The 24,755-nt window shown below is 59.5% G+C and carries 22 protein-coding genes, 1 tRNA gene and 1 pseudogene; 13 read left to right on the forward strand and 11 right to left on the reverse strand.

Translation table 11 applies throughout. The annotated features are described in order from the left end of the window. Positions 1–95 precede the first annotated feature (95 nt). The 4 genes from F7P80_RS06665 to F7P80_RS06680 are packed head-to-tail and all read left to right on the forward strand — an operon-like array spanning position 96 to position 3,614. Positions 96–947, forward strand: coding sequence for a branched-chain amino acid ABC transporter permease (locus F7P80_RS06665; protein WP_428840855.1), 852 nt, complete (start codon positions 96–98; stop codon positions 945–947). Next, positions 944–2,035, forward strand: a complete 1,092-nt coding sequence (locus tag F7P80_RS06670; RefSeq protein WP_058880262.1) for an ABC transporter permease subunit — start codon at positions 944–946, stop codon at positions 2,033–2,035. Before F7P80_RS06665 ends, F7P80_RS06670 begins: the two co-directional genes overlap by 4 nt. Beyond that, entirely contained in the window at positions 2,032–2,886 is an 855-nt protein-coding gene (locus F7P80_RS06675) for an ABC transporter ATP-binding protein (RefSeq protein WP_054065534.1), read from the forward strand. Before F7P80_RS06670 ends, F7P80_RS06675 begins: the two co-directional genes overlap by 4 nt. After that, positions 2,883–3,614 carry an ABC transporter ATP-binding protein gene (locus tag F7P80_RS06680; protein ID WP_151043516.1) on the forward strand — a complete coding sequence of 244 codons (732 nt, stop codon included), beginning with the start codon at positions 2,883–2,885 and terminating at the stop codon, positions 3,612–3,614. The genes F7P80_RS06675 and F7P80_RS06680 overlap by 4 nt, the downstream gene beginning before the upstream one ends. Before the next feature lie 155 nt (positions 3,615–3,769). Here F7P80_RS06680 and F7P80_RS06685 read toward each other — a convergent pair whose 3' ends face one another. After that, positions 3,770–4,291, reverse strand: a complete 522-nt coding sequence (locus F7P80_RS06685) for a TetR/AcrR family transcriptional regulator (RefSeq protein WP_151043518.1) — start codon at positions 4,289–4,291, stop codon at positions 3,770–3,772. A gap of 72 nt (positions 4,292–4,363) precedes the next feature. Between F7P80_RS06685 and F7P80_RS06690 the strand changes: the two genes are divergently transcribed. Continuing rightward, complete coding sequence (locus F7P80_RS06690; RefSeq protein ID WP_151043520.1) at positions 4,364–5,836, forward strand: MFS transporter; 1,473 nt, start codon at positions 4,364–4,366, stop codon at positions 5,834–5,836. 174 nt (positions 5,837–6,010) lie between these two features. Continuing rightward, complete coding sequence (locus tag F7P80_RS06695; RefSeq protein ID WP_151043522.1) at positions 6,011–6,547, forward strand: Spy/CpxP family protein refolding chaperone; 537 nt, start codon at positions 6,011–6,013, stop codon at positions 6,545–6,547. A gap of 149 nt (positions 6,548–6,696) precedes the next feature. On the opposite strand, the gene F7P80_RS06700 is transcribed toward F7P80_RS06695, so the two are convergent. From F7P80_RS06700 to phaR, 4 genes and pseudogenes are all read right to left on the reverse strand, one after another. Next, on the reverse strand, positions 6,697–7,263 hold the full coding sequence (locus F7P80_RS06700) for an HdeD family acid-resistance protein (RefSeq protein WP_207291223.1): 567 nt from the start codon (positions 7,261–7,263) through the stop codon (positions 6,697–6,699). 227 nt (positions 7,264–7,490) lie between these two features. Next, a pseudogene (locus tag F7P80_RS17275) lies at positions 7,491–7,622 on the reverse strand (hypothetical protein); the annotation flags it as partial. A gap of 384 nt (positions 7,623–8,006) precedes the next feature. After that, entirely contained in the window at positions 8,007–9,389 is a 1,383-nt protein-coding gene (gene rimO / locus F7P80_RS06705; protein WP_151043524.1) for a 30S ribosomal protein S12 methylthiotransferase RimO, read from the reverse strand. A 203-nt stretch (positions 9,390–9,592) separates the two neighbouring features. Beyond that, a complete protein-coding gene (gene phaR, locus F7P80_RS06710; protein WP_151043526.1) occupies positions 9,593–10,105 on the reverse strand; it encodes a polyhydroxyalkanoate synthesis repressor PhaR in 513 nt (170 codons plus the stop codon). 286 nt (positions 10,106–10,391) lie between these two features. On the opposite strand from phaR, the gene F7P80_RS06715 reads away from it, so the two are divergent. Further along, entirely contained in the window at positions 10,392–10,937 is a 546-nt protein-coding gene (locus F7P80_RS06715; RefSeq protein WP_151043528.1) for a hypothetical protein, read from the forward strand. A 17-nt stretch (positions 10,938–10,954) separates the two neighbouring features. Here F7P80_RS06715 and F7P80_RS06720 read toward each other — a convergent pair whose 3' ends face one another. The 3 genes from F7P80_RS06720 to F7P80_RS06730 all read right to left on the reverse strand — a co-directional run bounded on the left by F7P80_RS06720 (position 10,955) and on the right by F7P80_RS06730 (position 15,195). Continuing rightward, a complete protein-coding gene (locus F7P80_RS06720) occupies positions 10,955–12,679 on the reverse strand; it encodes an acetyl/propionyl/methylcrotonyl-CoA carboxylase subunit alpha (RefSeq protein ID WP_151043687.1) in 1,725 nt (574 codons plus the stop codon). Positions 12,680–12,791: 112 nt separating this feature from the next. Beyond that, positions 12,792–14,426, reverse strand: a complete 1,635-nt coding sequence (locus F7P80_RS06725) for a 5-oxoprolinase subunit B/C family protein (RefSeq protein WP_151043530.1) — start codon at positions 14,424–14,426, stop codon at positions 12,792–12,794. Between the two features lie 10 nt (positions 14,427–14,436). Next, positions 14,437–15,195 carry a LamB/YcsF family protein gene (locus F7P80_RS06730; protein WP_151043532.1) on the reverse strand — a complete coding sequence of 253 codons (759 nt, stop codon included), beginning with the start codon at positions 15,193–15,195 and terminating at the stop codon, positions 14,437–14,439. Between the two features lie 74 nt (positions 15,196–15,269). Between F7P80_RS06730 and F7P80_RS06735 the strand changes: the two genes are divergently transcribed. From F7P80_RS06735 to F7P80_RS06755, 5 genes are all read left to right on the forward strand, one after another. Then, complete coding sequence (locus F7P80_RS06735; RefSeq protein WP_151043534.1) at positions 15,270–15,941, forward strand: GntR family transcriptional regulator; 672 nt, start codon at positions 15,270–15,272, stop codon at positions 15,939–15,941. Positions 15,942–16,209: 268 nt separating this feature from the next. Continuing rightward, positions 16,210–17,193 carry a TRAP transporter substrate-binding protein gene (locus tag F7P80_RS06740; protein ID WP_151043537.1) on the forward strand — a complete coding sequence of 328 codons (984 nt, stop codon included), beginning with the start codon at positions 16,210–16,212 and terminating at the stop codon, positions 17,191–17,193. 75 nt (positions 17,194–17,268) lie between these two features. Next, the gene (locus F7P80_RS06745) at positions 17,269–17,775 is read left to right on the forward strand and encodes a TRAP transporter small permease (RefSeq protein ID WP_151043539.1); all 507 of its coding nucleotides are present in this window, start codon (positions 17,269–17,271) and stop codon (positions 17,773–17,775) included. After that, positions 17,768–19,063, forward strand: coding sequence for a TRAP transporter large permease (locus F7P80_RS06750; RefSeq protein WP_077344565.1), 1,296 nt, complete (start codon positions 17,768–17,770; stop codon positions 19,061–19,063). The genes F7P80_RS06745 and F7P80_RS06750 overlap by 8 nt, the downstream gene beginning before the upstream one ends. A gap of 180 nt (positions 19,064–19,243) precedes the next feature. Continuing rightward, positions 19,244–20,314, forward strand: a complete 1,071-nt coding sequence (locus tag F7P80_RS06755) for a linear amide C-N hydrolase (RefSeq protein WP_417034212.1) — start codon at positions 19,244–19,246, stop codon at positions 20,312–20,314. Between the two features lie 167 nt (positions 20,315–20,481). Here F7P80_RS06755 and F7P80_RS06760 read toward each other — a convergent pair. The 3 genes from F7P80_RS06760 to F7P80_RS06770 form a co-directional block, all read right to left on the reverse strand. After that, positions 20,482–20,558, reverse strand: a tRNA-Val gene (locus tag F7P80_RS06760). A gap of 60 nt (positions 20,559–20,618) precedes the next feature. Next, the gene (locus tag F7P80_RS06765; RefSeq protein ID WP_151043543.1) at positions 20,619–22,880 is read right to left on the reverse strand and encodes a RelA/SpoT family protein; all 2,262 of its coding nucleotides are present in this window, start codon (positions 22,878–22,880) and stop codon (positions 20,619–20,621) included. 67 nt (positions 22,881–22,947) lie between these two features. Then, positions 22,948–23,865, reverse strand: coding sequence for an alpha/beta fold hydrolase (locus F7P80_RS06770; protein ID WP_151043546.1), 918 nt, complete (start codon positions 23,863–23,865; stop codon positions 22,948–22,950). A gap of 73 nt (positions 23,866–23,938) precedes the next feature. Between F7P80_RS06770 and F7P80_RS06775 the strand changes: the two genes are divergently transcribed. Then, the gene (locus F7P80_RS06775; RefSeq protein WP_054066265.1) at positions 23,939–24,721 is read left to right on the forward strand and encodes a 3-hydroxybutyrate dehydrogenase; all 783 of its coding nucleotides are present in this window, start codon (positions 23,939–23,941) and stop codon (positions 24,719–24,721) included. Positions 24,722–24,755: the final 34 nt, after the last annotated feature.

The following is a 24,755-nucleotide window of genomic DNA, read 5'->3' on the forward strand; positions in this document are numbered from 1 at the left end:
CGCAAGGCGCGACCGTCATGGACATCTTTCTCCAACAAATCATCAACGGCCTGACCGCTGGCAGCGTGTATGCGCTGGTGGCGCTGGGCTACACCATGGTCTACGGCATCATCGGCCTGATCAACTTTGCCCACGGCGACGTAGTCATGGTGGGCGCCATGATTGCCACCAGCGTGGTGGTGGCACTGGTAGGTCACTATGGTGACGTTTCCGCCTTTGTCGCCATTGCTGCGGCGCTGCTGATCTCCATTCCCGTCTGCATGGCCCTGGGCTGGACGGCAGAGCGCATTGCCTACCGTCCGCTGCGCCGTGCGCCCCGGCTCGCTGCGCTGATCACCGCGATTGGCGTGTCCATCATCATCCAGAACGTGGCGATGATGTTCTGGGGCCGCAACTATCTGAACTTTCCGCACATCATCGAGCCCGTGGTCTACCAGATCGGTGATGCACGCCTGAGCCTGCTGCAGATCACCATCATGCTGGGCTCGGCCCTGATCATGGTCGCGCTGCTGCTGCTTGTGCACAAAACCCGTCTGGGCATGGCCATGCGCGCCACAGCACAGAACCGTGAAGTGGCAGGTCTGATGGGCGTGAACATCAACACCGTGATTTCTGCCGCCTTTCTGATTGGCTCGGCCCTGGCCGCCATCGCAGGCGTGATGATTACCAGCTACTACGGCGTAGCCCAGTACACCATGGGCTTCATGCTGGGCCTCAAAGCCTTTACTGCCGCCGTGCTGGGCGGCATTGGCAATCTGGGTGGTGCCGTACTGGGCGGTCTGCTGCTGGGGCTGATTGAAGCCCTGGGCTCCGGCTATGTGGGCGACCTGACCAACGGCGTCTTTGGCAGCCACTACCAGGATGTATTCAGCTTCATCGTGCTGGTGGTAGTGCTGATTTTCCGCCCCTCCGGCCTGCTCGGCGAGCGCCAAGGAGACCGCGCATGAGCCACATCACTGCTTCCAAGAAACGCACACCTGCCAAGGTCTGGGTGGGCGCCTTTGCCATCGGCCTGGTGCTGCTGGTCATGCCCTTTTTGCTGGGGGCTACGGCCGGGCAAGGCTGGATTCGCATTCTGAACTTTGCCCTGCTGTATGTGATGCTGGCGCTGGGGCTGAACATCGTCGTGGGCTTTGCCGGTCTGCTGGACCTGGGCTACATCGCCTTCTACGCCGTAGGTGCCTATGTGTGGGCACTGCTGGCCTCCCCGCACTTCAATCTGCATTTGCCATTTTGGGTGATTCTGCCCGTGGGTATTGCCCTGGCTGCTATGGCTGGCATAGCACTGGGCTTTCCGGTGCTCAAGCTGCGGGGGGATTACCTCGCCATCGTGACACTGGGCTTTGGCGAGATCATCCGCATCTTCATGAACAACCTCGATGCACCCGTGAACATCACCAACGGCCCGCAAGGCATCAACCGCATCGACACCATCAAGATCGGCGAGTGGGCACTGGGCAGGCCAGAGACCATTCTGGGTTTTCGCATCACCGGGCCTGAGAAGTACTACTACGTGCTCATGGCGCTGGTGCTGCTCATCATCTTTATCTGCATACGTCTGCAGAACTCGCGCGTAGGCCGCGCCTGGGAGGCTGTGCGTGAGGATGAAATCGCCGCCAAGGCCATGGGCATCAACACCCGAACCATCAAACTCATGGCCTTTGGCATGGGGGCCAGCTTTGGCGGTGCAGCGGGCTGCCTGTTTGCCTCCATGCAGGGCTTTGTCAGCCCTGAGAGCTTTGGCCTGAGCGAGTCCATCGCCATTTTGTGCATGGTGGTGCTGGGCGGCATGGGCCATGTGCCGGGTGTGGTGGCTGGGGCACTGCTGCTATCCATCTTCCCCGAGGTGCTGCGCAACGTGGTCGTGCCCATTCAGCAAACCCTGTTTGGTGAAGTGCTGGTAGACCCTGACGCCATACGCATGCTGCTGTTTGGCGTGGCCCTGGTGGCCGTGATGATCTTCCGCCCCGAAGGCCTGTGGCCCTCGCAGGTGCGCAAGCGTGAAGTCAAATCTGTGAAGGAGCAACAAGCATGACCGCTGCCCCCCAGACCACCACCCCACGCGAGCCCCTGCTCATCGCCCAGGGGCTGAGCAAACGCTTTGGCGGGCTGCAGGCCCTCAAGGATGTGAGCTTTGAAATCCGCAAGGGCGAAATCTTTGGGCTCATCGGCCCCAATGGTGCAGGCAAGACCACGCTGTTCAATGTGATGACGGCGCTGTACATCCCCGAATCCGGCAGCTGCCTGTTTGGTGGGGTGGAGCTCACGCGCCTGAAGCCCCACCAGATTGCAGAAAAAGGCCTGGCCCGCACCTTCCAGAACATTCGCCTGTTCTCGGCCCTGACCGCGCTGGAAAACGTCATGGTCGGCCAGCATCTACGCACCAAGGCGGGGCTGTGGGGAGCCATCAGCCACAACCGCGCTACCCGTGAGGAAGAGGCCCGCATCGAAGCGCGTGCACTGGAGCTGCTGGAGTATGTGGGCATCGCCCATGTGGCCAATGAGGTGGCATCCTCACTGTCGTATGGCGACCAGCGGCGTCTGGAAATTGCCCGTGCGCTGGCGACCGGCCCCTCGCTGCTGGCGCTGGACGAACCTGCCGCAGGCATGAACCCGTCCGAAACCGTGGTGCTGCGCAACCTGATTGAAAAAATCCGCGGTGACGGCATCACCGTGCTGCTCATCGAGCACGACATGAAGCTGGTCATGAACATGTGCGACCGCGTGCTGGTGCTCGAATACGGTCAGGTGCTGGCCTACGGCCAGCCCCACGAAGTACAGCGCGACCCGCGCGTGATTGAAGCCTATCTGGGCAAAGGTGCGGCGCAAGACCCGGTACTGCACCCCGAACTGTCCCAGCCCAACCAGGAAAGCAGTGCAAGATGACAGCAGCCCCCTCCTCCACCCCCATGCTGGACGTACGCCATGTCGATGTCGCCTATGGCGGCATCCGTGCCGTGCGCCAGCTCAGCATGCAGGTGTACCCGGGCGAACTGGTCGCCCTGATCGGTGCCAATGGCGCAGGCAAGAGCACCACGCTGCGTGCCATCTGCGGACTGGTTCCGCTGGCCGCTGGCAGCATCCACTACCAGGGCCAGAGCCTGGCTGGCCAGCCCGTACACGCCATGGTGCGCCAGGGGCTGGTCATGGTGCCCGAAGGGCGTGGCATCTTCCCGCAGCTGACGATTGAAGAAAACCTGCACATGGGCGCCTACAGCCGCAGCGAAAAAGCTGCCATTGCGCAGGATGTCGAGCAGGTCTATGCGCGCTTTCCGCGCCTGGCCGAGCGTCGCAAACAGACCGCAGGCACGCTCTCTGGCGGCGAGCAGCAAATGCTGGCCATGGGTCGTGCCATTCTCTCCAAGCCCAAGCTGCTGCTGCTCGACGAGCCCACCATGGGCCTGGCCCCCATCATGGTGGACAAGATCTTTGAAGTGATTCAGGACATCTCCGCCCAGGGCGTGACCATCTTGCTGATTGAGCAAAACGCCCGCCTGGCCCTGGAAGCCAGCCAGCGCGGCTATGTGCTGGAGTCCGGCGAACTCACGCTGCAAGGCCCAGCGCATGAACTGCTGCATGACCCCAAGGTGCGGGCGGCGTATCTGGGGGAATAGCCAGATTTAACGATCTGTTCTGTGGCCTCCCATGTGGAGGCCTTTTTGATGGTTGATTACGTTGCGTAAAAAGGCGTCTGTCTATTGAACAGGTATTGATTCCATGGCGCACAGGGCAATATACAGTCAGCTGGACTGATCAGCCTCCATAGCAATTAACCGTTCTTTAGTTCAGCCAGAACTGAAGCCCATTCAGCTTCTGTCAGTGGCAGGAGCTGCATAGATTTCATCATCATGGCACCTTCCAGGGCGCACAGTTTCAGAATCTCTGCGCGCCCTTCAATCGTTTCAGCCGAAAGCCCTTGGAAAGTCTCTGCGTACCAGCTCTTTACGTAAGTTCGACTTTCCGGCTCTTGCGTAATGGCTAACGACAGTGATGCGACGCGCTGAGAAATGCTGCTATCAACACTCAATACCGCGTCTACATAGGCGTCAACTGCTGACGCTCCCCGGCTGACCGAAGCTTTGAAAAGTGCATCATGCTCTCCATCAAGGTACTCAAAGAGTGCATGTATCAGTGCTTCTTTGCTTCCAAAAGCGCCTTGCACCCCTCCCTTGCTGACTCCCGCCATTTTTGCGATTGCATCAAATGAGAGTGCTGCAGCTCCGCGTGTGCGAATGATCTGCTCTGCAGCCTCCAGGAGTTGTGTCTTTTCAATAGATGGCTTTCTTCCCATGCGCTAACTCCATGCAATTAAAATACGACCGCATTACAATACGATCGTATTTTAATTGTTTCAGAGGTTTGAATGAAGTCACAAGCTCGGTGGCTGACGCTTGCAGTAGTGTCCACAGCCTTATTCTTGGTCGTCATCGACATGACGGTGCTCTACACCGCATTGCCAAGTTTGGCTCAGGCTTTGCACACCACCGCCTCGGAAAAGCTGTGGATTCTTAATGCTTACTCTTTGGTGATGGCTGGACTGATGCCTGCCATGGGGGCACTCGGTGATCGTCTAGGCCATCGGCGGGTATTTATCTTTGGCATGGTGATATTTGGAGTCGCTTCATTGATAGCTGCCTTTGCACCAAGTGCAAATGTCTTGATTGCTGCACGCGCATTGCTTGCAGTTGGCGGTGCCGCGATGATGCCGTCGACCGTTGCCATTGTCCGCACCACTTTTCAAGATCCTAAAGAGCTGGCATTTGCTATCGGCATCTGGGCATCTGTCGCCTCAAGCGGAGCTGCGGTTGGCCCATTGCTCGGAGGCGCTTTGTTGGAGTTTTTTTGGTGGGGATCTGTCTTTCTTATCAATGTCCCCATCATTGCAGTAGGTGTTGTACTGGCTTGGTATCTGGTTCCTCGCAAGGCCGGCAATTCCAGCATCACCATTGACATTCCAAGCTGCCTGCTGAGCATGGTTGGCATTATCGCTTTGGCATATGGAATCAAAGAGTTCGCCAAGCCGGATAGCCATGCACCCTTAGCGTTCAGCACACTGGTCTTTGGAGTTGTCACTTTGGCCATATTCGTGCGCCGTCAGCTGCGTCTTGAGCGCCCTCTGATTGACTTCCAACTACTTTCGACTCCCCTTATCGCTACAGGCATCTTGATTGCCTTTGTGGCTTCCATGACCCTCGTTGGTTTTGAGCTTGTGCTCAGCCAACGTCTGCAGTTGGTACTTGAAAAAAGTCCTTTAGAAGCCGGCGCTTTTGTGCTGCCCATTTCTTTAGGTTCCTTCATAGCGGGCCCACTGGCAGGCGCTCTTGTTGGGCGTATCGGTGCTCTACGCGTCATTGCTGCTGGATTAGTCATGTGTGCCGTTGGCATGTTCGGATACCTCATCATCGACAACACCAATACCTTGATTCAAATCGCATCCCTTGCTTTGTGTGGAGTTGGAATCGGCGCAAGCCTGACTGCATCAGGCGCAATGGTGATGAGCAACGTCTCTGAGGACCGTGCAGGGATGGCTGGATCTGTAGAAGGTGTGGCCTATGAGTTTGGGGGAGGCTTTGGGGTGACCATTTTTGGCTCTCTGATGACTGCGGTGTATGTCGCTCATACCAGCAGCAACGGCATTGGAGCCATGGCGGGCAGCAGTCTTGACGAAGCATTGGCCTTTGCGATGAAACACGACGGATTGCAAACTATGCTCATCGGTGCCATGCAGGCGTTTGAATCGTCATTCACTGCAGTAACCAGCATTGTGATTGCCATGCTTTTGATACTTTCTGTGGTCGTGCTGACTGTCCATAGCAAAGTCTTGAAAAAAGCATAGTTCTGCATTGGCAGGTCCGGGAAGTTTCAACACATGCCACAACAGTCACCCTGACTCAGTCGGTTTGCAATCACGGCCTTCAGGCACGGAACGTTTCTGCAAAGAAGCTTACGGGAACATCCTTGCAGGCTGGCTGTCATATAAGCTGCTCATCCATTCTGAAAGCGGGTTCTTATGAAAATCATCCCCGCCCTTTCCCTGGTACTGTTGGCTGCACTGAGCACGCCTGCCATGGCGCAGCACCATGGGCATCACGGCCACCATGCTGCACACAGCAGTCCTTATGCAGGCATGCAAAACCGCGCCATTAAAGCGCTTTCAGAGGAGCAGATAGCAGGCCTCCAAGCAGGCAAGTGCATGGCACTGGCCATGCCTGCCGAGTTGAATGGCTACCCCGGCCCTGCACATACCCTGGAACTGGCTGCCGAGCTGCAACTCACTGACGAGCAGGCCACACGTACCCAGCAGCTGTTTGCAGACATGGAAGCCCAGGCCAAGGCTGCGGGGCTGGAAGTCATTGAAGCGGAAAGAGCACTGGACACCCTGTTCCGCGACAAGCAGGCCACGCCTGAAGCGGTTTCTGCCGCAGTGACCAAGGCAGCGCTTGCACAGGGCAAGCTGCGAGAGACCCATTTGCGCTACCACCTCTCGATGATGGACGTTCTGACTGCAGAGCAGATTGCTGCGTACAACCAGCTACGCGGCTACTGATTGTTTCATCAGCACATTGCGCATGGGCATGGCACTACGGTCATGCCGCCACCAAAGAAAAAGGATCTGCACAGCAAGGTGCAGATCCTTATGATTAAAAGTGGCACCAGGGCTTATGTATCAAGCACTAGCAGCTATCAAAACCATATTCAAGCCTTGACCAGCTTGCGCAGCTTCAGCGCCGCCACAATCTGCAGCACGCCGTAGATCAGGGCGACCACGCCAATCCAGATCACGCCCACGATGACACCGGCGATCGGTGCAATCAGCAGCAATGCGCCCAGCGCCACGCCCATGAAGCCGCTGATGATCAGCATCCATTCGTTGTCGATTTCCTTGCGCACGCGGATAGCAAACACGATGCGCATTACACCAAACACCACAAACCACACGGCAGCCACCCAGACCATGGCCTCTGCCATCGACACGGGGTTGAGCACGGCCATGACACCAAAGGCCAGAGAGATCAGCGCGTAGATCAGCATCCAGCCCTTGGACGCCGGGGCATCTCTGGTGAACAGCCCAATCAGCCCCACCACGCCTTCAGCAATGGCCAGCACACCAATGGCCCAGGTCAGGCTGGCCCCCATGCCCACAGGGTTGACGATGGCCATGATGCCAAACAGCACAGCCACCACGCCGAACAGCAAAATCAGCCACCAGCTGCGCCCCACGGCTTGCTGCAGCATGTTCACAGGTGAGTTATTCATTTCCATCTTCCACTCCTTCCGAATCAAAGTTGCTGTTCTCGATTATGGGATGCTGCCTGTCCCAACGGCAGGCACGGTGCACAGTGAACGATGCTGTCCTACACAGGCGTTGTAGTTATGTCAAAGCCATGACGAATAGCCCAATGTTTACCCGCCAGTTGCTCGCTTTCTCACATGACGGGCAAAAAGAAAGCGCCACAAGGGAGCTTTCTTTGCAATAGAGCAGATGGGCTTTATGAGGCCAGCTTGAAGGTAGAAACCGCCTGCACCAGCTGACGGGCCTGATGGTTCAGGCTGTCTGCGGCAGAGGCAGCCTCTTCCACCAGCGCTGCATTTTGCTGGGTCACCTGATCCAGCTGTGCCACGGTGCTTTCCCTGAAGGAAAGCTCCTTGATGCATCTAGCGTGGAGAAGACAGGGCACAGACAGACCATGGACACGCGCTGCTGGCGTACGAGCCTGTCTGTCCAGAGGCAGCGGACAGTGCGTCTGCTGGATTTGCGAATAAGCGCGATGTGTTGGCTTTTGTCGTGAGTGCCTCACAGGCTCAAAATTTTACAATTGTTATCAATTTACGCTTTGTGCCTTCAAGGTACAACCACGCTCCACCTGGGCTTTACCGCAGTCAGAAACAACAAAGGCTTCCCACAGGAAGCCTTTGTTTTGATAGCGCTTTGCGCTTGTAAATAAACAGTTTCAGATATAAATCATCTTCAAACCTTTGTTTTACCAGCGCTAAAAGCTATATTTTTAGACAGGAATACCCACCAGATCGTGGCCTTGCACGCCCAGAATGCGCACGCTGATCAAGTCGCCCGTCTTGTAGGTCTTGCTGGCCTTCTCAGGGGGCTGGATGTGCACCACGCCATCAATCTCAGGCGCGTCGGCATAGGTACGGCCCACGCCGCCCTTTTTGCCCAGGCCCACGGCCTTGTCGACCAGCACCTTCATGACCTGGCCCACGCGGCGCTGCAGGCGCTGGGTGGAGACTTCTTCGGCCACGGCCATGAAACGGGCGCGGCGCTCTTCACGCACTTCCTCGGGCAGCATGCCGGGCAGCTCGTTGGCTGTAGCGCCTTCCACGGGGCTATAGGCAAAGCAGCCCGCGCGGTCAATTTCGGCTTCACGGATGAAGTCCAGTAGGTGCTGGAATTCTTCTTCGGTCTCGCCGGGGAAGCCTGCGATAAAGGTGGAGCGAATGACCAGCTCAGGGCACATCTTGCGCCATTCGCGGATGCGGTCCAGGTTTTTCTCACCGGAGGCGGGGCGCTTCATGCGCTTGAGCACATCGGGGTGGCTGTGCTGCAGTGGCACGTCCAGATAAGGCAGGATCTTGCCTTCGGCCATCAGCGGGATCAGTGCATCCACGGTGGGGTACGGATAGACGTAGTGCAGACGCACCCAGGCGCCGTGCTGCTGCGCCAGCTTGCCCAGCTCGTCGGCCAGTTCCAGCATGCGGGTCTTGACAGGCTTGCCGTCCCAGAAGCCCGTGCGGTACTTCACGTCCACGCCGTAGGCAGAGGTGTCCTGGCTGATGACCAGCAGTTCCTTGACGCCACCTTCAAACAGCGCCTTGGCTTCCTTGAGTACATCACCAATCGGGCGCGAGACCAGATCGCCGCGCATCGAAGGAATGATGCAGAAAGTGCAGCGGTGGTTACAGCCTTCGGAAATCTTCAGGTAGGCGTAGTGCTTGGGCGTGAGCTTGATGCCTGCATCGCCAAAGCTGCCAGGCACCAGATCCACAAAGGGGTCATGGGGCTTGGGCAGGTGCTGGTGCACCGCATCCATCACCTCCTGCGTGGCGTGGGGGCCGGTCACGGCCAGCACGCTGGGGTGTACTTCGGCGACCATGGAGCCGCCTTCCTTGCCTGCCTTGGCACCCAGGCAGCCGGTCACGATCACCTTGCCGTTGGCCGACAGGGCTTCGCCAATGGTGTCCAGACTTTCCTTGACGGCATCGTCAATAAAACCGCAGGTGTTCACGATCACCAGATCCGCGCCTTCAAAGGTCTTGGAGGTCTGGTAGCCCTCAGCGCTGAGCTGCGTGAGGATGAGTTCAGAGTCAGTCAGTGCCTTGGGGCAGCCCAGAGACACAAAGCCCACCTTGGGGGCGCTGTTTTCGGTTGTCATTGTGTGAATGCGTGTGGGGATTGCGCCTGATGCGCAGGGCCTGCGCGCGGATGCCTGAAGTTGCTCCGGCCGGCGAAATCAAAGGGCGATTTTAGCCAGCCCCATGTTTTCATGCCTGCACCAGAGCCCATAGCCCGGCACGCAGCGTTTGCAGTGCATAAAAAACGGGCCTTGCGGCCCGTGGCTGGTGCTGGCCCCCGCCTTCAGCGCTTGAGGCCAAACATGCTCATCATCTGTTCGGTCTGCTTTTGCATCTGCTCCTGCATTTTCTGCATCTGCTCGGCGTAGTTCGCGTTCATCAGCGGGTTGGACATCTGCACCATCTTGGCCCAGGCATCCACGCCCCCGGCCTGGTCCGCCATCTTGTTCTGGAAGTCCGTGAACATCTGCACGTTCTTCTCGATAAAGCTGCCCATGTGGCCCTGCATGGTGTGGCCGTAAAAGCGAATGATGTTGGCCAGCATGGCTTCGGTGAACATGGGGGCGCCACCGGCCTCTTCTTCCAAGATGATTTGCAGGAAGATCGACCGCGTGAGGTCTTCACCCGTCTTTGCATCCTTGACCACGATGTTTTCATGCTGCATCACCAGCTGCTTGACCTCGGCCAGTGTGATGTAGGTCGAAGTGGCAGTGTCATACAGGCGGCGGTTGGGGTATTTCTTGATGACACGCTGATTGCTGGGAGTCGAAGAAGAAGTGGTGTCTTGTGCGGTCATCGGCAATTTCTCGTGGCTGAATCAAGAAGTACGGGGCGGATGCGAGGGTTCCATTGTAGAGAGCGGCCTCAGGGCTGCATTGCAGCACTAACCCTAGCCACCAACTGTCCTCCATCTTATTAAAAAGATGAGCTATCAACGCAGAAACCACGTGCATTTGCGTATATTTTTCACATGATCTTGGTCAGCAAACTTGCACGGCGCACCACGTTATCTCAGCCCCCTGTCTGCACCACCCTCACATTCGTTGTGTAATTTCGCTCCTTGTCTTTTCCCTGGCCTCACTATGCCCCTGCTCGACAGGAACACCTGGTACATCCTCAAACACCTGCATCACAGCCTGGCGGCTCAGGCTGCCAGCCGTATTGATGCAGGCGAAAGCGTGCCTGCAGCAGCCTACCTGGTCAGCCCCGCAGCGGCCGACGACTGCCTGGCCCAGATGCATGTGGCCGAGGTGGATGGTGAATTCATGGCCGAGCTGCTGGGGCGCAGTGATGCCGATCAGCTGCTGGCGCAATACCTCACGGATGCGCTGCAGGAAGGCTCCAAGATCCAGCAGCACATTGCACGCGAGCACGGGCTGCTGCCGCACTACACCGTCTGTGTGCAGGAGACACGGCTGCCCAATGCAGACAGCCAGACCCTGCCCCGCCCGGCCCTGCTGGTGCTGATTCGCGCACGCAACTTTGTGCTGCCCGTCTTTCACCTGATCCGCGAACTGCCCGATGGCCGCCGTACCTGCCATGTCCGCCCTTTCCCTGACTTGCAGGAAATTGAAGGCGCACAGCACCTGCTGCAGGCCTTCCCGCTGGCACGCACTACGCTGCAGTAGCACGGCAACTTTTCGGTCTAGCCCATCCGCGCAATCACCTGTCCCGGCTGCAAACTGCTGCCAGCTACGACCTGCTGCGCCACACGCCCAGCACGTGGCGCGGTGATGGGGCTTTCCATCTTCATGGACTCCATCACGGCAATCACGGCCCCGGCGTCTACGGTCTCCCCTTCTGCCACTTTCCAGGCAATCAGGCTGCCCGCCATGGGGGCCAGTACATCGCCATCCTGCACGGCTGCTGCTGTGGTACTCACAGGTGCCGAGGTAGCCGTCTGCGCCACACCCTGCAGCAGGCTGGCAGGCAGGCCCAGCGTGACGCGCCTGCCATCAATTTCCACCCAGGTGCGCTGCAGTGGCTGCTCCTGCACAGGCACAGGGCGCAGGGCGGCGGTAAAGTCCTGCTGCATCTCGGTTTCTATCCAGCGCGTGTGTACGCCAAAGCCTTGCTCAGCCGTAAAGGCGGGGTCTTGCACCACGGCCCGGTGAAACGGCAGCACAGAGGCCACGCCCTCGATCTGAAACTCCGCCAGTGCCCGGCGTGCGCGCTGCAAAGCCTGCTCGCGCGTGGCACCACTCACAATGAGTTTGGCCATCAGTGAATCAAAACTGCCGGGGATGACGCTGCCAGCGGCCACGCCACTGTCCAGCCGCACACCGGGGCCGCTGGGGGCTGCAAAGTGCTCGATGCGCCCCGGCGTGGGCAGGTAGCCGCGCCCCGGGTCTTCGGCATTGATGCGGAACTCAATGCTGTGCCCGCGCGGCACAGGCGTTTCGGTCAAAGACAGCGGCAGGCCATCGGCAATGCGCAGCTGCTCCACCACCAGATCCACACCCGTGGTTTCCTCCGTCACGGGGTGCTCCACCTGCAGCCGGGTATTGACTTCCAGAAAGGAAACCTGCCCCGTGCGGCTGAGCAAAAACTCCACCGTGCCCGCGCTCACATAGCCTGCGGCAGCGCAGATAGCCTGGGCCGCACGGTGGATGCTGGTGCGCTGCGCATCGGTCAGGAAAGGGGCAGGCGCTTCTTCGACCAGCTTCTGGTTGCGGCGTTGCAGCGAACAGTCGCGCGTGCCCAGCACCACCACCTGCCCATGCTGGTCGGCCAGCACCTGGGCTTCGATATGGCGCGGGCGGTCGAGAAACTGCTCCACAAAGCACTCCCCTCTGCCAAAAGCTGCTGTGGCCTCGCGCACGGCAGAGTCATACAGCTCGGCCACTTCCTCCATCTTCCAGGCCACTTTCAGGCCACGACCACCGCCGCCAAACGCGGCCTTGATGGCAATGGGCAGGCCATGCGCTCTGGCAAAGGCCATGACTTCTTCGGCGCTTTGCACAGGCTCTGCCGTGCCAGCCACCAGCGGCGCGCCCACCTGCCGTGCAATCTTGCGTGCCGCCACCTTGTCGCCCAGCGCCTCTATGGTTTCAGGCCGCGGGCCAATCCAGGTCAGCCCCGCCTGCATCACGGCGCGTGCAAACTCCGCCCGCTCAGACAGAAAGCCGTAGCCAGGATGTACGGCATCGGCCCCGCTGCGCCGGGCAATGTCCAGCAGCTTGGCGATGTCCAGATAGGTATCAGCCGGGCGCACGCCGTGCAGCGCCCAGGCTTCATCGGCCGCGCGTACATGCAGGGCATCGGCATCAGGGTCTGCATAGACCGCGACCGAGGCCACACCATAGTCACGGCAGGCACGGGCGACACGTACTGCGATTTCTCCCCGGTTAGCAATCAACACTTTGCGGATCATGTGCGCTCCTTATCCTGGGAAGGAAGTGCCAGTGAAGGGCGCGCGACATCGCAGGCTGCTGCGCAGCCATTGCGATGAACACCCCGATGAGCAATCAACACTTTGCGAATCATTCCAAATCCTTTCTTTCAGCGGCTGCCAGGCAGCTTTCCACCACCCGAAAGCGAATGCGGCAGCCCACGGGAATCTGCGCGGCCAGTGGCAGGTGATAGCTGGCGACGGCCGCGATCACGGGATAGCCTCCCGTCAGCGGGTGGTCTGCCAGAAACAAGACGGGCTGGCCATTGACTGGCACTTGGATGGCTCCAGTGACCGTGCCTTCGCTGGGCAATTCCTGGTGCTGTGCACGCTCCAGCGCCTGTGCACCCTGCAGGCGAATGCCGACACGGTTGCTCTGCGGTGTGACGCTCCATTCCTGCGCCAGAAAGGTCTGCACTGCAGCAGGCGTAAACCAGTCCGTGCGCGGGCCCAGTACGACATCGAGCGTGACCAGCTCTCCCGCACGTGGCAGTGCAGGCTGCGCTAAGCCGCCCAGCTCTACCGCACACAACTGATTCGCAGCAATAGCATGGCCCACAGCGATATGCTGCCCGACCTGCAATGCAGGCGGCCCCACCTGGGCCAGCGTATCTGTGGCGCAGCTGCCCAGCACCGGCTCGACCTGCCAACCACCGCGCACCGCCACATAGCAGCGCATACCGGCAGCAGGTGCATGCAGCTGCAGGCGATCGCCATCATTGAGCGCGATGGGCGCATGGCTGCTGACCGGCCAGCTCGCGCCCTGTGCGCTGTGCACGGTCACATCTACCTGCGCCCCCGTCACCGCCAGCGTGGTCACGCCGTGGCTGCGCAGCTGCAGCTGACCCATGAGGTTTTCCAGCACGGGCGCATCCACCGGATTGCCCACCAGCCGGTTGGCCGCGTGCATGGCGGGCAGATCCAGTGCACCAGACGCAGAGATGCCCAAGCCCGACAGGCCCTGCCGCCCCGCATCCTGCATGAGCGTCTGCAGACCTATAGAAACAATTTCTATAGCTGGCAGCGCTTGCTGTATCTGCGCTAGAGGCTGTTTTTGTTCATATTTTTTGGCCGCAGGCAAAGACACTGTGACCGGGCTGCGCGCCGCATCGACAAACTGCACGCGAAAGCCGGGCTGGATGTAAGCAGGCTCGGCACGCTGCAAGTCCCACATGGGAACATCGGTCACACCAATCAGCTGCCAGCCGCCGGGGCTGGCACTGGGGTAGACCGCACTGAAGCTGCCGCCCAGCGCCACAGCGCCTGCAGGCACCCGTGTGCGCGGCGACTTGCGGCGTGGCACCTGCAGATTGGCTCCGCCCGACAGATAGACAAAACCCGGTGCAAAACCGGCAAAGGCTGCGTCATAAGGCTGGGCGGTGTGGCACTCAATGAGCTGCGCCACCGTCATTCCCAGCAGCTCGGCCACTTCGGGCAAATCCTCGCCGGTGTAGTGCACGGGTATTTCCACCAGCCGCCCCTGCCCCGTTACAGCCAGCTGTTCGCGCTGCAATGCTTGCTCGGCCAATAGCTGCAGCTGCGTGCGCAGCTCAGCTGCCGACATGGTGTACGGGTCAAATTGCACCAGCAGCGTCCGCGCTGCAGGCACCAGGTCCTCCATACCCGGCAGCTGCTGCGCGGCCACATGGCGATAGACCGACATGGTCTGCTGCAGATCCTGCAGTTCAAGCAGCAGGGCACGGTCGCTGGCTGGCAGAAAACGCATGCGCCGCCCCTTATGCCATGCTCACAAAGGGCTGCAGCGCCACACCAGCCTGCTGCAGGCGCGCACGGATGCGGCGCGCCATGTCCACCGCCCCGGGGCTGTCGCCATGCACACAGATGGAGTCTGCCTGCAGCTGAATGCGCCTGCCGGTGATGGAGACAAGCTCGCCCGTCTCCACCAGCCGCAGCATGCGCTCGGCAATCTGATCCGGGTCATGCAGCACAGCCCCAGGCAGACGGCGTGAGACCAGCGAACCATCGTCGTTATAGGCCCGGTCTGCAAAAGCCTCTGCCACCACGCGCAGACTACGTTCACGCGCCCACTGAATCAGGGGCGCACCGGCCAGTGCCAGCAAGGTGAGCGAAGGGTCAATGGCCTGAATCGCCGTAATCACGTCACCCGCCTGCCGCGCATCGTGGGCAATGGTGTTGTAGAGCGCGCCATGCGGCTTCACATAGCGCACCTGCGTGCCAGCCGCCCGTGCCAGCCCCTGCAGCGCACCAATCTGGTAGATCACATCACCGACCAGTTCGGCACTGCTGGGGTCCATATTGCGGCGGCCAAAGCCCACCAGATCGGGATAGGCCACATGCGCACCTACAGCCACATTTCTGGCCGCCGCGTGCTTGAGGGTCTGCAAAATGCCGGCGGGATCTCCGGCATGAAAACCACAGGCCACGTTGGCACTGGTCACGATGTCCAGCATGGCGGCATCGTCGCCCATGCGCCACGCGCCAAAGCTTTCACCCAGATCGCTGTTGATGTCCATCTTGTATCCTTTCCGTCCATCAGCTTCCACTGATTGTTCAACAATCAAAAAGCAAGTTTCTTACCAGCTCACCTATGCCATCCCGCCACTTCACCACCCGAACCACTGCCACCAGCCTGACAGACACCGTGGCCAACACTGTGCGCCAGATGCTCATCCAGGGTGAGCTGCGGGCCGGTCAGCGCCTGTCTGAGGCCGCGCTGAGCCAGCAGCTGGACATCTCCCGCAACACCTTGCGAGAGGTGTTTCGCATCCTCATCAAGGAAGGGCTGCTGCATCACGAGCCCAACCGTGGTGTGTCCGTGGTGGTTCCGTCCATTGCCGACATCATCGACATCTACCGCGTGCGCCGCCTCATCGAATGCCAGTCCCTGGAAAAAGCCTGGCCGCTGCACCCCGCCCACAAGCGCATGCGCGATGCCGTAGCCAGTGCCCAGCAGGCCCGCGATACCAAGGACTGGCGCAGCGTGGGCTCAGCCAACATGGCCTTCCATGCCGCCATCGTGGGGCTCAGCGACAGTGAACGCCTGTCCGCCATGTTCGAAGACCTGGCCGCTGAACTGCGCCTGGCCTTTGGCATGCTGGACGACCCGGAATATCTGCATGCCCCGTACGTCGATCTGAACGCACGGCTGCTGCAAATGTTCATGGAAGGCCAGACTGCCGCCGCAGCGCGTGAACTGGAAACCTATCTGGTGCAGTCCGAACGCATGGTGCTGGCGGTCTATGCCCGCCAGATGAGCTGAGCCAGCACAGTGCATTCCATGCACCAGAAGCTGGCAAAAACCGAACAATGCACCAAATCTGGTTGAACAATCTTTCAACTCCAAACCAACAACATAAAACTACATCACCCACAAATAGTTCATATCGTTGAAATCCCTGATGACTGGCTTTCAAAGAGGGTGCTACTTTTGGCACGCGATTTGCCTGAGTGTTGAGAACCCGTGGTGGACTGCCATTGCGCCCAGCGTTGCGTCCGACCACCTTCATCCACCCCGAAAGGAGTCATCCATGAAGCGTCGAATCTTTATCGCAACCACTGCGCTGGCTGCCAGCGTGGGCTTTGCAGGCACTGCAGCAGCCCAGACCAAGTGGGATTTCGCAACTGCCTACCCAGCCCATAACTTTCACTCCAAGAACAATGAACAGTTCGTCAAGGATGTGGAAGCAGCCACACAGGGCAAACTCAAGATCACCCCGCACTTTGGTGCCTCGCTGTTCAAGATGCCCGAGATCAAGCGTGCCGTGCAGACTGGCAATGCGCAGATGGGCGAGTTCTTTCTGGTGAGCTTCCAGAACGAAGCCCCGATCTTTGGCGCCGATGGCCTGCCTTTCCTGGTCGGCAGCTATGACGATGCCTACAAGCTCTACCAGGCCCAGAAGCCTGCGCTGCAGCAGCTGCTGGACAAGCAGGGGCAAGTCCTGCTGTATTCCGTGGCCTGGCCTCCGCAAGGCATCTACACCCAAAAGCCTGTGAACTCGGCCGCAGACCTCAAGGGCATGAAGTGGCGCGTGTACTCCCCCACCACCGCACGCATTGGTGAACTGGTCGGCGCCCAGCCTGTGACCATTCAGGAAGCCGAGCTGTCTCAGGCTCTGGCCACTGGCGTCATCGAAGGGCTGATCACGTCCAGCGCCACAGGTGCTGACAACAAGCTGTTTGAAAACCTCAAGCACTACTACAACGTGCAGGCCTGGATTCCAAAAAATGCTGTCACCGTCAGCAAAAAGGCTTTCAATGCACTGAGCAAAGAAGAGCAGGAAGCCGTGCTCAAGGCAGCTACCGAAGCCGAGGAGCGCGGCTGGAAAGCCTCGCGCGAAGTGGATGCCAAGTCCATTGAAACCCTCAAGGCTGGCGGCATGATCGTGGAGGAAGGATCTCCTGAGTTCAAGGCCGATCTGGTCAAGGTCGGTGAAGTGGTCATCAAGGAATGGCTGGAAAAGGCTGGCAAAGACGGCCAGGCCATTTTGGACACCTACAAAACCGGCAAGTAATGAAGGCAGCCATGTGACGCGTGCACTGCTGCGTCACATGGCATAGCCCCCACAGGCTATGGAAGGATGGTTTTGATGCGCAGATTCCTTGACGGTCTGTATGCGGCCAGCGCCTGGCTGGCAGGTATTTCCATGGTTGGCGTGCTGCTGATGGTGCTGTTGACCATTCTGAGCCGCGCCTTCGGTTTTTCTGCACCCGGCACCGATGCCTATGCAGGCTATGCCATGGCCGGAGCGGGCTTTATGGCCCTGGCCAGCACGCTCAAGGCTGGCGAGCACATTCGCGTCACCCTGTTTCTGGGCATGCTCAAGGGCAAAGCTCTGAAGTCACTCGAAGTCGCCGCCCTGTTGATTGCCACCATGCTTGCTGGTTTTCTGGCCTTTTATGCCTGCCGCCTGGTGTGGCAATCCTGGGAGATTGATGACATCTCCATCGGCATTGATGCCACCCCTTTGTGGATTCCCCAGATGCTCATGGCCGTAGGCACCGTGATTTTCTTTATCGCCTTCTGCGACGAGCTGGTGCTGGAAGTCACCGGCCAGCGTAAGCCTCGCAGCCTGGAGGATGCCCACCATGAATGAAATTTTCGCCAGTGTGGCTCTGGTCGTAGTGCTGCTGGTGCTGCTCAGCGGTGGTGTCTGGGTCGGTCTGACTTTGGCAGGCGTAGCCTGGTTTGGCATGGAGTTCTTCACGTCCCGTGCGGCAGGTGATGCCATGGCAATGACCATCTGGGGCTCTGCCAGCAGCTGGACGCTCACGGCTTTGCCCCTGTTCATCTGGATGGGCGAGATTCTTTACCGCACCAACCTGTCAGAGAGCATGTTCCGGGGGCTGGCGCCCTGGGTCAACGCTCTGCCCGGCCGACTGCTGCACACCAATGTGATTGGCTGCACCATTTTTGCCTCGGTCTCAGGCTCGTCGGCCGCCACCTGCGCCACCGTAGGCAAGATCAATATTCCAGAGCTGAAAAAGCGCGGCTACACCGAGGCGCAGATCATTGGTTCACTGGGCGGCCCTGCCACGCTGGGGCTGCTGATTCCGCCATCCATCATCCTGATCGTCTATGGCGTATCTGCCGAGCTGTCGATTTCCAAGCTGTTCATGGCTGGTGTACTGCCAGGCCTGCTGCTGGCTGCCTTGTTTGGCGGCTGGATCATGGTCTGGGCCTTGCTCAACCCCGACAAAGTGCCCAAGGCCGATGCCAGCACCAGCCTGCGCCAGAAGCTGTATGAAGCCCGCCATCTGATCCCCGTAGTGCTGCTCATTGGCAGTGTCATTCTGAGCATTTATACCGGCTTTGCCACGGCCACCGAAGCGGCTGCGATTGGTGTGGTTGGTGCGCTGGTGGTATCTGCCTCGCAAAAGGCGCTGACCTGGGACAGCTTCAAGGCCTCGCTGTTTGGCGCTACGCGCCTGTACTGCATGATCGCCCTGATTCTGGCGGGCGCTGCCTTTATGACCCTGTCCATGGGCTACATTGGCCTGCCACGCCAGCTGGCGGAATATGTGGGCAGCCTGAACCTGTCACCTGCCATGCTCATCGTGGTGCTGGGCCTGTTCTACATTCTCATTGGCTGCTTCCTCGATGGCATCTCCACCATTGTGCTGACCATGAGCGTGGTGCTGCCCATCATTCAGGCCGCAGGCATTGACCCCCTGTGGTTTGGCATCTTCCTCGTGATTACCGTGGAAACCGCCCAGATCACCCCACCCGTGGGCTTTAACCTGTTTGTGCTGCAAAGCATGACGGGCAAGCAGATCACCTACATCGCCAAGGTCTGCGCTCCCTACTTTTTGCTCATGGTGCTGGCGCTGGTCATGCTGTGGTACTTCCCGCAAATCGTCACAGCCCTGCCATCCAAGATGTGAGCCGGACCAACTGGCCTGCGTGCCGCTTTCGGCCGCAGGTGGCCCGCTCGAGCATCCTGCACAGCCCCAAAGCGCACGGCGTCTTACACCAGATCGCGGCAGTTGCTGCGGTAGTTGCGGGCAGATTCAGCTATCGTGACGCACTCTCATCCCATCAATGACCAAAGCCGCGCCATGAAAATGCCAACCATCCGCCCACAGCTTGCTGCCTGTCTTCTTGGCATTGCATGCACCGCAGCCGCTTCCAGCGCCTGGGCCTGTACCCGCCTTGTCTACCACGGTGTCAACGGGCACATCGTCACAGCCCGCTCCATGGACTGGAAGACTGACATTGTGAGCAACCTCTGGGTACTGCCTCGCGGCATGCAGCGCAATGGGCAGACAGGTGCCAACTCGCTGCAGTGGACCTCCAGATATGGCAGTGTCATCACCTCTGGCTACGACATTTCCACCACCGATGGCGTCAATGAAGCCGGACTGAACGCCAACTTGCTGTGGCTCGTGGAGTCTCAATACCCCGCATTCGATGCCAGTAGCAAACCAGGCCTGACGATTGCAGCCTGGGCGCAGTATGTGCTGGACAACTTTGCCACGGTGCGGGAAGCAGTCGATGCACTGGCCAAAGAACCTTTCACCATCGTCACCGACAATATCCCCGGTGAAAATCGGCTGACCACCTTGCACCTGTCCATGTCCGACTCCAGCGGGGACAGCGCCATCATTGAATACATCGATGGCAAGCAGGTCATACACCACAGCCGTGACTATCAGGTGATGACCAACTCTCCCACCTTTGATCAGCAGCTGGCCGTCAACAAATATTGGCAGGCGGTAGGTGGCACCACGTTCTTACCCGGCACCAACCGCGCCGCTGACCGCTTTGCACGCGCCTCTTTCTATGTGAATGCAGTGCCTAAAAGCGAAGATCCCAATCTGGCGCTGGCCAGCGTGCTGAGCGTGATCCGCAATGTCTCCGTGCCCTACGGCCTGACCACGCCGGAAGAGCCCAACATCTCGTCTACACGCTGGCGTACCGTGTTTGACCACCAGCGCAAGCTGTATTTCTTTGACTCCGCCCTCACCCCGAACACCTTCTGGGTAGACCTCAAGTCCCTGGACTTCAGCGAAAAAACCGGCAAGGTCATGAAACTGGACCTGGGCCACAACCAGAGCCACACCTACGCTGGCAATGCAACGCCACAGTTCCAGGCAACGGCGCCGTTTCAATTTCTGGGGATTGAGAGTCACTAAAAGACTGGCTGGCCGCTCAGGGCATGCGGCCAGCCCATGCGCAAATGCCCGTGCTGTTCCGCAGAACAGGCACTGCTTGCAGGTGTGAAGTTCTGAGACGGAAAAAAAATGCCACACTTTGCAGTGTGGCACTTCTTTTTGCAGGCTTGGTTAATGCCTGCGTTGTTTGGTAGGCGCGATTGGATTCGAACCAACGACCCCCACCATGTCAAGGTGGTGCTCTAACCAACTGAGCTACGCGCCTGAATCATCAGAAGCTGCGATTGTAGCACCGTTTTCTGACGTTTCAGAAAAAGTACAAAAATTAGCGCCTGCGCGCTGCACGCACACCGGGAACGGTGGCCACAATGCCCAGCACCTTGTTCAGGCGACCGGAATCCGAGACCTCCACCGTGAATGTCATCCACGCCGTACCCTTGACGGACTGGGTCTGCACACCAATGACATTGGTCTTTTCCTTGGCAAACACATCCGAGATATCGCGCAGCAAGCCCTGGCGGTCGGTGGCTTCCACCGATACGTCGACCGGATAGACAGCGGTGTGCTTTTCACTCTTGGGGCTGTCCCAGGCCACATCAATCACACGCTCTTCATTGCGCGCTGCCATTTCGCGGAAGTTGCTGCAATCGCTGCGGTGCACGCTCACGCCTTTGCCGCGCGTCACAAAGCCCCGGATATCGTCAGGCGGTGCAGGCTTGCAGCATTTGGCCAGCTGCGTCATGAGCGAATCCACCCCGACCACCAGCACGCTGCCCTTGTGCGCAGGATTGTTGGCGCGAGGCTTGCGCACCATGGCCTGAATGCTTTCCTCGGGCTGCTCAGGCTCGGCCGGGCGCAGCACGGCTTCGATATTGCGCAGCGAGTATTCGTCCTTGCCCACCACTTCAAACAGCGCATCGGCCGACTTGAAGCCCAGCTGCGTGGCCAGGTCTTCCAGCTTGATGGCCGTCTTGCCTTCACGCTGCAGCAGTTTTTCTACCGACTCGCGGCCACGCGTGATGGTTTCGTGTGTGGCCTGGGCATTGAACCAGGCGCGAACCTTGGCCTTGGCGCGGTTGCTGACCAGGTAGCCCAGCTCGGGGTTGAGCCAGTCGCGTGAGGGGCGCTCTTCCTTGACCGTGGTGATTTCCACGGTCTGACCACTTTGCAGCGCGGTATTGAGCGGCACCATATTGCCATCCACGCGTGCACCACGGCAGCGGTGGCCAAGGTTGGTGTGCACGGAATAGGCAAAGTCCACAGGCGTTGCGCCCTGCGGCAGCTCGATCACCGCCGCATTCGGCGTGAGTACATAGATGCGGTCGTCAAACAGGCTGCGGTGCGAAGGCGTCTCCGACAAATCCTTGCCCCAGGCCAGCAGCTGGCGCAGCACGGCAATCTTGGCATCGTATTCACCCGTGGCGCTGACACCTGCATAGCCTTTGGTGCCTGCTTCCTTGTATGCCCAGTGTGCCGCCACCCCGTTTTCTGCATGGTCGTGCATGGCCTGGGTACGGATCTGGATTTCAATCGCCCGCCCCTGCGGGTCACGCACCACCGTGTGCAACGACTGGTAGCCATTGGGCTTGGGCTTGGCGATGTAGTCGTCAAACTCCGACTCAATGGGCTGAAAATGTTCATGCACCCAGGAAAGTGCCGTATAGCAATCCTTGACCGTAGGCACGACCACACGCAGGGCGCGAATATCAAACAGCTGGTCGAAGTTCAGCGACTTGCCACGCATCTTCTTGATGATGCTGTAGATGTGCTTGGGTCTGCCAGACACCGTGGCCTTGATGCCATAGGCAGACAGATCGGCTTCCAGCCGCATGCGCAGCTGCTCCATGTAGACCTCACGCTCGGCGCGCTTTTCGTCGAGCAGCTTGGCAATGTCGCGGTAAGTGTCTGGCTCCAGAAAGCGGAAGGACAGGTCTTCCAGCTCCCATTTGATCTGCCAGATCCCCAGACGGTTGGCCAGCGGCGCAAACACATGCAGCGCCTCATAGGCCATGCTGGGCGAAACTGGCCGCTTGCTGGCGGCATACCAGCGCAGCGTCTGCAGGCGCGAAGCCAGGCGCAGCAGCACCACACGCACATCACGCGAAAAGCCCAGCAGCATCTTGCGTACGGTTTCGGTCTGCGTGGCGGGGTCATCCACGCGCAGGCTGCTGTCACCGGCGCGCGCCTGCTGCTGAAAGTGCATGAGCTTGGTGGTTTCCACCGCCAGCTGCGCAAAGTTGGCACCAAAGGCCTTGGTCAGTACCTCCAGAGGCTTGTTCAGGTGCATGCTGGCATAGACCAGATAGCAGGCGGCCTGCATGGCTTCCGAGCCACCAATGCCTTTGACAATGGCCGCCGTGGCGTCTGCGTGGGCCAGCGTGTTCTCGCCCGATGCCAGCTCTTCCCCAACCAGCAACGGCTCGGCAAACGCACGGGCGCGGCGCAGCGCGTCTACCTGGTCAGGAATGGCTCCGGCCGTTGCAGCCAGCAGATGAGGCAGCTCACCACTGATGGCAGAGGGCTGAAGTGTCGCTGGTACGGCTCCGTCTTCTCCAGTTGTTGGGGGCAATGATGTCACGCTGCGCATGTCAGTCCTCCGTCCATTCGAGACGTAAGCGCCTGCAGCTTACGCAACCATTGTTTTTGCTCTTTTTTCATTCATCACCCAACAAGAAATTCCGTGCGATGACCACCTGGTCATTCGCCACAAAGGTGGGGGCATGACCCACGCCTTCAAGTTCCACACATTGTGCAAGAGGTCCACGCTGCTGCATGTCCCGTGCTGTTTCAGATGTCAGCAAGTCTGACTGTGCACCACGAACAAGCAAAGTCTGTGCCTTGATACGGTCATACAGGCACCACCATAGTGCCTGGCCCTGCTCAGAGGCCTGCTGTGTGAGCTGCTGAAACGGTACTGCAATGGCGGGGTCGTAGTGCAGCGTCCAGCGCCCATCCTCCCTCTGGCGCAGCATGGGGCGCGACAGCGCCAGCCAGTCTGCATCCGTGTGCGGTCCAAAGCCTGCGGAAATCGTACGCAGCGCATCTGCGCCCTGCTGCAGGCTGTCAAAGCTCCCCGTCTTGCCTACATAGCAGGCAATGCGCTGCAAGGCAGGCCAGGCCAGCACAGGGCCTACATCATTGAGCAGCAGACGCCGCACTGGCACAGGCAGGGGTAGCTCTGGACTGCCTGCGATCACCATGCCAATCAACCCTCCCATGCTGGTGCCCACCCAGTCCAGCCGCAGCACCGGAGCCTGGGCATGCAGCTGCGTAAGCAAGGCCAGCATATCCTGCGCATATTGCGCCATGCCGTACTGCACGGGATCCGCCAGCCAGTCACTTTTGCCGCGCCCTGCCACATCCGGGCAGATCACGCGGGCATGCTGACTCAGACTGCGCGCCAGCACATCAAAGTCGCGGCCCTGGCGTGTCAGACCGTGCACACACATGATCACATGCGGATGCGCGGGATTTTCGGTCTGGTTCCACTCCCAGTACGCCATTTCATGGCTGCCGCCGCCTTGCGCTGCCGCGCCAGGGCAGGTTACGTATTTCAGCGTAGGTTCAATCATGGGTAGGCGATTTCCGGTGGTGCCATGAAAATGGATACATCCATCCTAATTCATATTCAGCGGAGGCTTTCATATGCTCAAAGGCAAAACTGCTTTGGTCACAGGTTCCACCAGCGGCATCGGCCTGGGGATTGCCCGGTCGCTGGCAGCCCAGGGTGCCAGCATTCTTCTCAACGGTTTTGGAGACAGCGAGGCAGCCATTGCAGAAGTCAAGGCAGCAGGAGCCGCGCACGGCATTGCCGTGGACTACCACGGAGCAGACATGAGCAAGCCTGCCGAGATTGAAGCCATGATGACCTTTGGTGCCGAGCGCTTCGGGCGCATCGACATTGTTGTGAACAACGCAGGCATCCAGCACGTCGCCGCCGTGGAAGATTTCCCCCCCGAGAAGTGGGATGCCATTTTGGCCATCAACCTCTCCAGCGCCTTTCACACCACACGCCTGGCCCTGCCTGCCATGCGAGCAGCCAACTGGGGGCGCATCATCAATATCGCCTCCGTCCATGGTCTGGTTGCCTCTGCCCAGAAATCTGCCTACGTCGCTGCCAAGCACGGCCTGGTCGGCCTGACCAAGGTGACTGCACTGGAGACCGCCACCACCGGCATTACCTGCAATGCCATCTGCCCCGGCTGGGTGCTGACGCCGCTGGTGCAAAAACAGGTCGAGGCCAAGGCAGCTGCCAGCGGCATCAGCATAGAAGCCGCGACCGAACAGCTGCTGGGTGAAAAAGAACCCTCCATGCGCTTCACAACGCCCGAGGAGCTGGGTGCACTGGCCGTGTTCTTCTGCTCAGAAGCAGCCGCCAATGTGCGCGGCGCAGCATGGAATATGGATGGCGGCTGGGCCGCGCAGTAAGGCCCTCACCGCACGCCCAACCTGCATCCATGAC

Origin of the sequence: Comamonas kerstersii (assembly GCF_008801935.1) — a bacterium.
GTDB classification, from domain to species: Bacteria; Pseudomonadota; Gammaproteobacteria; order Burkholderiales; family Burkholderiaceae_C; genus Comamonas; species Comamonas kerstersii.